The sequence below is a fragment of the Sulfurovum sp. bin170 genome (genome assembly GCF_010892395.1).
Classification (GTDB): Bacteria; Campylobacterota; Campylobacteria; order Campylobacterales; family Sulfurovaceae; genus UBA1140.
In genome coordinates, this window is the sequence record NZ_JAACKB010000097.1 from 1 (window position 1) to 11,472 (window position 11,472).

5 protein-coding genes are annotated in these 11,472 nt (G+C 35.9%); all 5 read left to right on the forward strand.

Annotated elements, in window-relative coordinates; translation table 11 throughout:
• Positions 1-3,006 (forward strand): GEVED domain-containing protein (locus tag GSY74_RS02275; protein WP_164663496.1); only part of this gene is annotated, 3,006 nt, incomplete at its 5' end.
• Between the two features lie 119 nt (positions 3,007-3,125).
• Positions 3,126-9,098 carry a LamG-like jellyroll fold domain-containing protein gene (locus GSY74_RS02280; protein WP_164663497.1) on the forward strand — a complete coding sequence of 1,991 codons (5,973 nt, stop codon included), beginning with the start codon at positions 3,126-3,128 and terminating at the stop codon, positions 9,096-9,098.
• Complete coding sequence (locus tag GSY74_RS02285) at positions 9,092-9,994, forward strand: prepilin-type N-terminal cleavage/methylation domain-containing protein (RefSeq protein WP_164663498.1); 903 nt, start codon at positions 9,092-9,094, stop codon at positions 9,992-9,994. Before GSY74_RS02280 ends, GSY74_RS02285 begins: the two co-directional genes overlap by 7 nt.
• A complete protein-coding gene (locus GSY74_RS02290) occupies positions 9,991-10,980 on the forward strand; it encodes a type II secretion system protein (RefSeq protein WP_164663499.1) in 990 nt (329 codons plus the stop codon). Before GSY74_RS02285 ends, GSY74_RS02290 begins: the two co-directional genes overlap by 4 nt.
• A complete protein-coding gene (locus GSY74_RS02295) occupies positions 10,977-11,471 on the forward strand; it encodes a type II secretion system protein (protein ID WP_164663500.1) in 495 nt (164 codons plus the stop codon). Before GSY74_RS02290 ends, GSY74_RS02295 begins: the two co-directional genes overlap by 4 nt.
• Position 11,472 lies beyond the last annotated feature (1 nt).

Genomic DNA, 11,472 nt, shown 5'->3' on the forward strand with positions numbered 1-11,472 from the left:
ACAGATAAACAGCTCTTTGCTGGTGCAATCTATGGAGACCACTACTACATCTCAGGACCTGGGGTTAGCTATGATAAGATTTTTAAAATCAACATCAATGATAAAAATGTAACAGATTTGAATCTAAGTGAACCTATCTCTCTGCTAGATTTTGCTTTTACTCCTGAGGGGGCATACCTTCATGGAATTGTTGATGGTGGAAGATTGGTAAAGATAGATACTGCCACAGGAGCCGTAACCTTTATTGGTGACCCTCATATTGGGTATCAGTTTGACTCTACTTTTTCTGATAATCTAGGACGATTTTTTGCCAACGATAGCAAAGGAAATGGTTTTTTTGAGTTTGATTTGAAAAAGGGAGAAAAGCTATTTTTGTCAGATTCTCAACCAGCTGACTATAATGATGGAACCAACTGTCTTGAAGCAAACCTCACATTTATGGATTATGGGGATGCACCAGCAAGTTATGGGTCTGCCAGACACAATATCGCCAACGGTGTCTATCTTGGATATAAAGTTGACCATGATATAGGTGATTATGATACTCTATATGCTGATGGTGATGATAAAAATGGTGTTGATGATGAGGATGGTATAACCATGATGGATGGGAGTGATATAAATGGTAGCACTTTTGTACCTGGAGAGACTCATCAAATCAAAGTCACAATTAGTAAAGAGGCTTATCTAAAGATTTGGATAAATTTGGATGAGAGCAATAACCACTTCTCTGATGCGGCTGACTTGGTCTATAAATCCGAAACTCCTTTGAGTGCAGGTACAAATATAGTTGATATTACGCTCCCTTCAAATATTGACGAGGGACGAATTACCTATCTCCGAGCCAGAGTCTCCTCAAACAAAAATCTAAATCCAGTAGGACTTATAACGGATGGTGAAGTTGAGGATTATGTGGTCAGGGTTGGTTACCAAAGGATTCAAGGAAGATTCAATATTCAACGAACCAATACCCTAAAAGATAGTAAAGATTTTGCACTCTATACACAGATAGTGGGTCGAGATTTCAACTATCATGTGGTCTTTTATGATGAGTATCTAACAGCAGAAGAGGAGCTAGAGAAAGTTCCACTAAAGATAGAGCTAATGGATGAGGATAATCCTACCACTCCTCTATATACAACATATCTCTACTACTACTCACTAGAGTACCCAACTAGTCGAATCCTTGTTATGAACAACAGTGATTTGGATAATCTACCAGCTATAAAAAAAGCGATTTTCAACATCACTTATGCAGTAGATTCCAATGGCAATATCATACGAGAGCAGTGTGACGGGGATATTAAAACATGTTTCGATACGCTAATGGCTTCAGGTTGGATAGATAGAGTAGACCCTGCACGAGATAAGTTTGCTATTCGTCCAGAGAGTTTCTATATGAGTATTGGTGATGGTACAGAAGAGATAAAAAATAGCATAGACCCTAACAATAATATAACTCTTGCATCAGGATATGATGAGTATAACTTAACCTTTATCGCTACACAACATAATACGCGTTTACCCTCAAATGGATACCATAAAAATTTTAAAACAGACTTTGATTTTAATAGCAGTGGGACAAGCAGTTGTGCCAATACCAGTCCGATTGAGGAGGATATTAACTTTACGGATGGTTCTTATAACAATCCTAACTTTAGCCACGATGATGTGGGTCGATACACTTTAACTATAGCAGATGACAGCAACTGGACAGCCGTTGACCAAAATAGTGGAGATTGTGAAGATAATCAATCTTTTACATCACCAAAAATAGAAGGGACAGAAGATGAAAATTTAAAAGATTATAATATCCCATCAGGATGTAACATTAAGCTCCAACTAAATCCACTGAACTTGACATTCCAACCTGACCACTTTGATGTTAATCTCACTCTGAATAACCTACCAAATAGTAGTCACCCAGATTTTCTCTATATGAGTGAACTCAATACAACTTATAACCGTGTAGCTATCCAGTTTTTGGGAGATATTATAGCTCAAACAGAAGATAATAAAACCACAAAAAACTTCACAGCAGGGTGTATGGCAACCAATCTACTTTTGGATTTGAATGCGACTACACTCTCTGTGAATGAGATAGATAAAAGTATAAATATAGATGGAATTATAACAACTATAAATGGTACAGATGTTGATTTTACAAGACTGATTAGATTTAATCCAAATTCAACTAGTAGCTCATTTGATTTAAATAGAACCTTAGATAGAGTAGATAGTGAAGGTAGTATAATTCAGATTGGTGCTGATAAATTTTTAGATGAAAATAACGGTACACTTCATCTTGATATGAGATATAATCTCAACAAACATCTAACACAACTCATCAATCCTGTTGAGGTATCATTTCATGGAATAGAGGTCAACTCAACAGAGGCAAACTCAATATCTCATAATGTAGATAGCCATATCCCAAAAGGAAATAGAGCATTTACAGACAATCGAAAAAACTTCTATTTTGCTAGAGTTGTGCCAGATATGCCAAGTTATCCAATAATCAATACAACTGTATCACGAGTTCAAAGACATCCACTAAATGTAGATATATTTTGTGATACAAATCTAACTAACTACTGTAGAGATAGAGAAGTTCTTAACAATACAAATCTAACAAGCACAACCAGAGAGGCTGAAGGAGGATATGTCTCGATTAATCATAATGAAGAGATGGATGGAAATGTGACAAACTTGGTAGATACCCCTGATATAATGACTCCTAGAGAGAACCTAATAGATGCAACCGATAGAAATATAACATTTAGCAATGGTGAAAATAATCTAATTGATGCTAGAATTAATGACTGTAATGTTTCCCAATCTACTACTGTCACTATTACAACAACCCCTGAACTTCGATTTGAGCCATCTGAATATATAGTTAACTGTACAGATAACAATGCTTCACAATGGACTGGTGTTGGTCAAACAGGTAATATTTTGAATGTTAAACCTAAGATTAATTCATCACATAAAATAGACTGGTAACAGCTAAAAACTTAATTAAATATTAATTTAGTTATTAAATTTAAAATATAATTTAAACCTTATCTTATGGAATTTGTACTATCATTTTATTAAAGTATTTTTAATAAAAAGGATTAATAATGAAATATGTATTTAAATTAATTTTCATATTAATATTGGGTCTCTTTGGCTCATCAGCAGTAGCAAATGAGACCCTCGGAGAGTGTCAAGGTGTTTTTAAAGGTGTACTTAACACTCATGACGATGAGGGAGGGATTACACTACAACCCAATGTAGAAATATATGGAACCATTGACCATAAAGTGACAACCAAAAGTTTAAAAACTAAAAAGAGTACCAAGTGTGATGGAGAGACATGTTTAAAGACCGATACCATCGTAGATAAGTTTGATTTTAAAGTTTTATTGGGTGATGGTTCTGATGGAAAATTTGGTGGGAGAAATCACTCTTTTTCAAATCTATTGTCAATGTTCAATTCTATCTCTAGTATCAAAGAGTACAGCTCTTTTTCATTAGGGGCTCATAGTGAATTCACCATAAAAGGAGACCATATCATCAAAGTTCAAAATAGTTTTGAGCTTAAAACACACTCTACTCTAAATATTGAAGGTGATGTTACAATTTATGCTAAAAGTTTTGATATGGGTTCAAAATCAAATATTAATATAGATGGTAGTCTAACTATAATTACTACTGGAAGTGTAAATATACAACCACAAGGTATTAATAATAGTACCATAAAGATACTCTCCAAAGGAGATATAACCATAAAACCCAATGGTGATTTGAGGGTTTTAGCCTATGCAGATGGTGAGGTTACTGTTCATCCTGGTGGTAGAATTTTTGGTTCTATAACAGCAGACTCTATTACTCTTCTGCCTGATGCCATTATCAATTATGATGAGGGGCTTGTGAGTGATAACTGTGAGGAAGAGGCTCCTCCTCAAGAGACTCCTCCTCAACTGATAGCTGATTATCGTTTTGATGAGTGTAACTGGAATGGAACAGCAGGTGAAGTTAAAGATAGTAGTGGTAACACTTTTGACGGAATAGCTAAAAGTGGTGCGAACACATCTGATGATAATATCACCAATAGAGGTGGTAAATTTAGACAGAGTAGTGGTCAATATGTTCAAATAGATGGATTTGATGATATTTTTGGTACATCTAGTTCTGCCTTTAGTATTACAACTTGGATAAAACCTACAACTCTATCAACAGCTAAAACCAATCATAATACAAAAAATACATTTATGGCAAAAGCTTCTGATAGATACAATGACAATTTTGAGATAGGGGTAAATCCTAATGGGACTATCCATGTGTATATTGACACTATAACCAAAAATACCTATGCAGATTTTGGGGTAGCAGGAGACATTACAATAGGTAGTTGGCACTTTGTTGCTGTTAGCTATAAGAGTGGAGTCGTTACCGTACAGATAGATGATAAGAACTACACCAACACCTCAAAATGGAGTGGTGCTACTAACTTAGACACAGCAGTAAACAGTCCTTTGACCATAGGTGCTTCTATACATATCAATAACTATTTCGATGGATTTATAGATGAAGTGAAAGTGTTTAAAACAGCTATGAGTAGAACTCAAATCTCAACGATTCGTAACCATGAACAGAATAATAAAAACTGGGATGGAAGCACAAGAGATGGGGTTGATTGTAGAGTCGAGCCTATCGGTTGTCTTCAGACTGCATGGATGTTTCAAAACAAACCAACAGATATCAATGCTCTAAATCTAACCAATGGGGAGATGGTTCCTGTGAAAGCAGATATTTCACTAGATAATATTAATGCAGTGGGGTACAATAAAAAAGATGATTATTTTTGGGGATATAACCATTCACAAGGCAATGGAACTATTAGCCGAATAGGGATGGATAGCAGTGGAGATTGGATTAGTGAGGATTTTGTAGTAGATGGATTAATTGGATTCTCATCTTATGTGGGAGACATTGACAGTAATGGTCATCTCTATTTGAAAGAGGGTGGTAGTAGTACGCGTACGGTTGTTATTGATTTAGACCCTAATTCACCTAACTACCTTAAAAAGATAAGAGATTTTAATCTAAACTTTTCATTAAATGTTGCCGATTGGGGATTTAATGCAAGAGACGGTATGCTTTATGCTGTTAATAATGGAAGTGGTACTAAATATCTCTATAAGATAGACCCATCAACTGGTCATAAACTTTCAGGGCAAGATACCAAATTAACAGGCAGTCGAGGTTTTGGTGCGAGTTTCTTTGATGCCAATGGTTTCTATTATGTGTATGATAATGGTAGTGGAAATATCTATAGAATAGATGTAGCCAACACTCCAGAGGCTATACTTTTTGCCACAGGAGGGAAAGTAAGCCTTAATGATGGTGCGATGTGTACCGATGCTATTTTTCAGTTTGATTTTGGTGATTTGCCAGAGAACTATGCAACCAAACTTGAGAAAAGTGGTGCAAGACACTCACTACCAACTTATGGTGAGCCTAAAGTATATTTGGGGGAAGGTGTTGACCATGAGAATGATGGTGAGCCTTCTGATGATGCCAATTTGGACAGTTATGATGATGGTGTTCAGTTGAATAATACACCTCTACAAGAGGCAACTATCAATGCAGGAGTTGAAAACACCTTCAGTATCACTACACATGATGAGGGGTATGGGTATCTAAATGCGTGGATTGACTGGAATGGTGATGGAGATTTTGAGGATAGTGGTGAGCAGATTGCACACAATGTTGATGGAACTAGCGGTGAAATCACGCTTACTGTAGTTGCTCCTAGTAGTGCTGATGATATTATCACCTATGCACGATTTAGATATAGTTATCAGCAGAATATAGAGTCAACAGGGATAGCAGATGATGGTGAGGTTGAGGATTACAAGATAAACTTTAAAGGGAATTTGGAGCCATTCAGTTGTGATGAGAAACTTTATCTATCTAACCAAATAGATAGTGACAGTAGTAAAGTCACATGGCTAGAGAGTTTTTATGCTACAACACCGAACTATACAACGATAGGAGATGGATTTGGAACTGATGGTGAAGGGTACAATGCCCTTGGATACAATCTAAAAGATAACTTTATCTATGCACTCTATGGCAATCAACTTCTAAAAATCGATAAAGGTGCAAATATCAAAAACTTGGGAGCTATTGCAGAGCTACCTGATACTCAACTCTATGCAGGTGGGTTTGATAGAGATGGCTTCTACTATGTTAGTGGTGATGGTAATAGTAGTAATATCATCTACAAAATTGATATTGAACAGAAAGAGGTGATTAGCACTATTAATCTCTCTTCATCTGTTCGATTTTTGGATATGACTATTGATACTACAGGAGAGTACTTCTATACGATGTTGCTCAAAGATGAAAATGCTAGTGGTGAACTTAAAAATGATAAATTTGCAAAGATAAAAATCAGTGATGGAACAGTTACCACTATTGGAGATAGTCATGAGAGTATGAGTTCATATATCTCTCTTATCTATAGTGATGCTAGTGATAAAACTCTTGCGATTGCTAATGGGGGTGGAATATATGAGATAAACCCATCAGATGGTCAAGCGTACTGGTTAATGCCTACAGAGAGTTTAAGTAACTATAATGATGGAGCGAGTTGTCCTGATGCTAACTTTACACTGCCTCCTAGACCTTTAATTCTCTCTATCAATGATGTCTCTAAAATCGAAGGGAATCTGGGGATAACCAATTTTGATTTTACAGTATCGATTGATGCTGATTTACCATCTCTCTCAAGAGGGATGCCTAGTGTGTTCTACTATAAAGTCATAGATGGAGATGGCAAAATCGTTGCTCCTGCTAAGAGTGCGGATAATGATTTTAAAGCAGAGAGTGGATTTGCTATGAAGATGAATATATTCTCTACCGAAAGAACACACACAATTTCCGTACCTGTTTATGGTGATACCAAAGTGGAGGCAGATGAAGAGTTCTTTGTAGAGATATATTTTTCTAAATCTTTCTCATCAGACTTGTGTATGATTGGTAAAAGTAGAGGAGTCGGACTAATTTTCAATGATGATATGAAGCTAAAAGTGGAGAGAACCAATAGTGATGAAGATACCGAACAGATAAAAAAAGAGTCACTTTATACTCAAATATCAGGTCGAGATTTTGACTACTCTATTGTATCTTATGCTGAAGATGACAGTTCCAATAAAATTGAAGACATCACTTTTAAGATAGAACTTATTGATAATAATAGTACTCTTCCTAATGATGTTATCTACAGAGGATACAGACATATAGAGTCAGGAAGTCGAGTTGATGTTATTGATTCTGATGATTTGAAAATAGCACGAGCTACGAGAGATGCTAGTTTTAAGGTCTCCTATCTTAAAGATGCAAATGGTTCAATACTTCATGGTAACTATACAAACAACTACAGTGAAACTAAAGAGAGTAATGGAAATAGTGAAGTATCAACTGATGCTAGTGATAATTTTGCCTTGCGACCTGCTAGTTATCGGATGGAGTTAGGAGATAGTAACAGAACCTATCGTATAAATGATACAGAAAATAGCACTCCTCTAAACTTGGTAGCAGAGCATGATTATAGATTAAGAGTAAAAGCTACTAAATACAATAGTGAAGAGAGTGCTTCAAAATATAGGCAGACTACTACAGATGAGCTTAATGTATCTCTTCTATTTAAAGATAACTCAGAGTGTAGTGATACAAATAGCCCCAAACTCTCTTATAAATTTGATAATGGTCAACTTAGCAAAGTTTTAAATCATGGAAATACAGGTAGATACTCTATACAGATAGAGGATAGTAACTGGACAGCTGTTGATATGGATTTTGATCCATTCTTAGCAGGATGTATCGCCAATGACTCTACTATCTCTGAAAATTCTAATGAGAAATCGGGATGTAATATTAGCTCAAATTTTGACACTACACATCATGATATGGAACTTAATTTTCAACCTTTTAAATTTGATATGAGTAATATAAATCTCTCAAATATTAATGGCAATGGAAAAGATTACCTCTATATGAGTGATTTGAATCTATCCAAAGCTATGGGTGTACGGCTAAGTAGCACTATTAGAGCAGAGGGTGAAGAGGGTGGAGAGTTGAGCAACTTTACCAATAGCTGTATAGATGATACCATTTCACTCTCTTTGGGTTTGAAGTTCTCTTTCTTATCAGATTTAAACTCATCACCAATTACTAGAAGCAACTATATTCCACCTAGGTCACTCTCTGGAGAGGTTCTAACCCCACAACAGATAGTAGAGTTTAATGGTGAAAATAACGATAATGTTACAATGATGAGCGATATAAATATTAGTAAAAAGTTCTTGGATGAGAACAATGGAACCATGACTATTGATGTCCTCTATAATATGGAAAAACTTTTTAGAGAGCCTACTAACCCTATAAAGGTAAATTTTATCTCTCTAGATTTAAATACAACCAATTTAGAAGCCAAAATGGATGGAGAGGATAACACGCCTACAGGAGTAGGAAGCATAGATGAGAATAGAACATTCTATTTTGCTAGAGTTGTATCAGAAGTAAAATATTATCCAGCAACAGAAAAAAAGATTAAAAAAACACCTCTGTTTGTAGAGATATTTTGTAAATTTCCAGATAATATCAGTTGGTGTAAAGATACAATGAATCTAGGTATCATAGGAGAAGATATAGGTCAAAAAACTGAGGGTGGTTGGTATCTAGCCCATAAGCATGATACGGCTACAGATGGTGGTGTAATTAGACTTGTGAGCGATAATCCAACAGAGATAGGCACAAACCATACAGAAAACATACCACCTTTCGTAAATGGAAAAATTGATGGTATTGTAACTAGATATATTCCCAATTCAGCTCTTAATGGAGAGATAAAAGCCGAAATAGCTATAGATACAGATGTCTGGTTAAGATTTAATAAAAGAGCCATTGTAGGTATGCCATTGGGTACATCATCATACTCGGTTATCCTCAAAGGAATATCATCTACATCAGGTGTAGGTGACGGTGGAAATGGGATAGAGAGTGTAAAAAAAGTTGAACATAATGGTAAAATGACATGGTAGATAAGAGAGATAATATTTGGAAACGGAGAGTTTACTCCCGAACAACGGAGGCGAAGCCATCCGATTCCGAGTGTTACAAGAAGGACTCTTTGGAATCGGAGACTTTAGTCCCGAACATAACGAGGCTAAAGCCATCGGTTCCTATGAAAAAGAAGAGACGAGGTATCGCTATGGTGGAGCTTATCTTCGCATTAGTGATTATGGGAATTGTACTTATGTCTGCTCCTATGCTAATACAGCAATCCATTAAGAGTGGAAATGTAGCCTTGCAACAAGAGGCGATATCTGCGGCTGCCTCTCAGACAGCCATTGTACTATCTATGCATTGGGATGAGCATAACAATAGTAATCTGGCAGGTTCCTCACCAATGTTAGATGCCAATAGAGCACCTTTTGATTTTAATGTAACTGATGCACCACTAGGGTTGATAGGTGTATCAGGGAGAAAGAGTTCAAAAGATGGTCAAACTTTTATTCCATCTGCTGTTTTTGGTATGGATGAGTCGGACAATCCCGAATATAATGAGTCTGACTTTACTGATTTTGATGATGTTGATGACTATCATGACACTAATTTTGGCTTAATTGTCTTCAACACAGAAGAGACCTCTGCTGATGTTGGTGACTATGTTGATATTGATATTAATATGAGTACAGAGATAAACTATGCAGAGGATAGAGTAGATACAGGAGAGACAGATGACCTAAATGGTACAACTATAAATCTCACTAATAAAATCAATAATACAGAGATAGGAGTAATAAGCAATATTAAATTTATTCGTGTAAATCTAACCTCGGATAGTGGAATAGAAGAGCTAGAGAAAAATATCACTATGGAAGCGTTCTCATGCAATATCGGAACATCACTTCCCCAAGGAGAGATGAAACCATGAGAAAATCAAAAAAAGCATTTAGTCTAATAGAGGTTGTGTTTGTACTGGTTATTCTTGGTATTGTAGCCTCTATATCATCACAGATTATAGTGCAAGTATATGAAAACTATATCACACAAAAAGCTCTATACAACACCACTACCAAAACGGAACTGGTTGCCAATCAGATTGTCAATCGTCTATCTTATGTTATAGATGGAACAACCATTGCAAAAAACCCAAATAGTTCATTTGCATATACAGCAGATAGTGAAAATACCGACTTAAACCCAAATGGTAATTGGACTAAACTAGAAAAAATTCCACTAAATGATAATAACTTTACAACCATAGAGTGGATTGGGTATGACAACGATAGCTTCTCTGCTGGTGCAACACCCTACTGGAGTGGTATTGCAAATTATGAGACAGCCTCAAGAAACAGTTTTGAGACCCCTGGTTCTGATTTGACTAGTGCTAGTGAGATTATCAATAACCTATCTAATAACGATGTTGATTTAACAGATACTAAAGAGTTACCTGCTATTATTTTTATAGAAAATAGCAAACAGTACCAAACAGATCTGGATTATAGTCCCGCTTGTATGGGATTAGTAGATGAGGACAATACCAGCTGTATATTTCGTGTGTCGATGATTGACAATACCAACTTCTCATTTCCTGATGGTCTACCTAAGATAGTAACAGAACGCTATAAACTAGCTTGGTCTGCTTATGCGTTGGTTCCAGAAGACCCTGATGGAGATAGTAATGGTGATGGAGTTGATGATGATGGTCTATATGACCTTGTACTCTACTCTAACTACCAACCATGGAACAATGAGAACTATGAAGATGATGGAAGTAAAAGCTTATTAATACGAAATGTCTCTGTTTTCAAATTTACTGAAAATGGTGGAGTGATACAACTAAAACTATGTGCCACAGAAAATATAGGTCAAAATTTCAATATTAGTAGCTGTAAAGAGAAAGCGATTATACGATGATAAATCCAAAACAGAAAAAAGCTTTTTCAATGGTAACTGCCATTTTTGTTATCTTTGTAATGTCATCGGTTACGATGCTCATTATGAATATCACAGGGAAAACAGTCAAAGCAACAACTCATCAGTACCAAAAAGAACAGGCTCAACTATTGGCAAGAAGCTATACGGAGTTGGCTATTTTATATGTTATACATTATGATAGAACGGCTACACCTGATTGTCTCCAAACCATTACAGACCACTTTGGAGGGGCTGGTGCAAATGGATATGACATAAGAATAAATATTCAATATATTGGAAATAGCACTCTTTTAAATGGCTGTGGAACAACCATAGCACCTTGGGCAGCTACTGATGTAGGATTTAACAGCTCCATATCAATAGTTATAGATACCTTCGTAACCTACAAAGATTTTGATGACCCAAGTGCCTTGGTAGCCAATGGAGATAGAAATATCACCTTCCATCGTAGAACTTTACAAAAACTTTAAT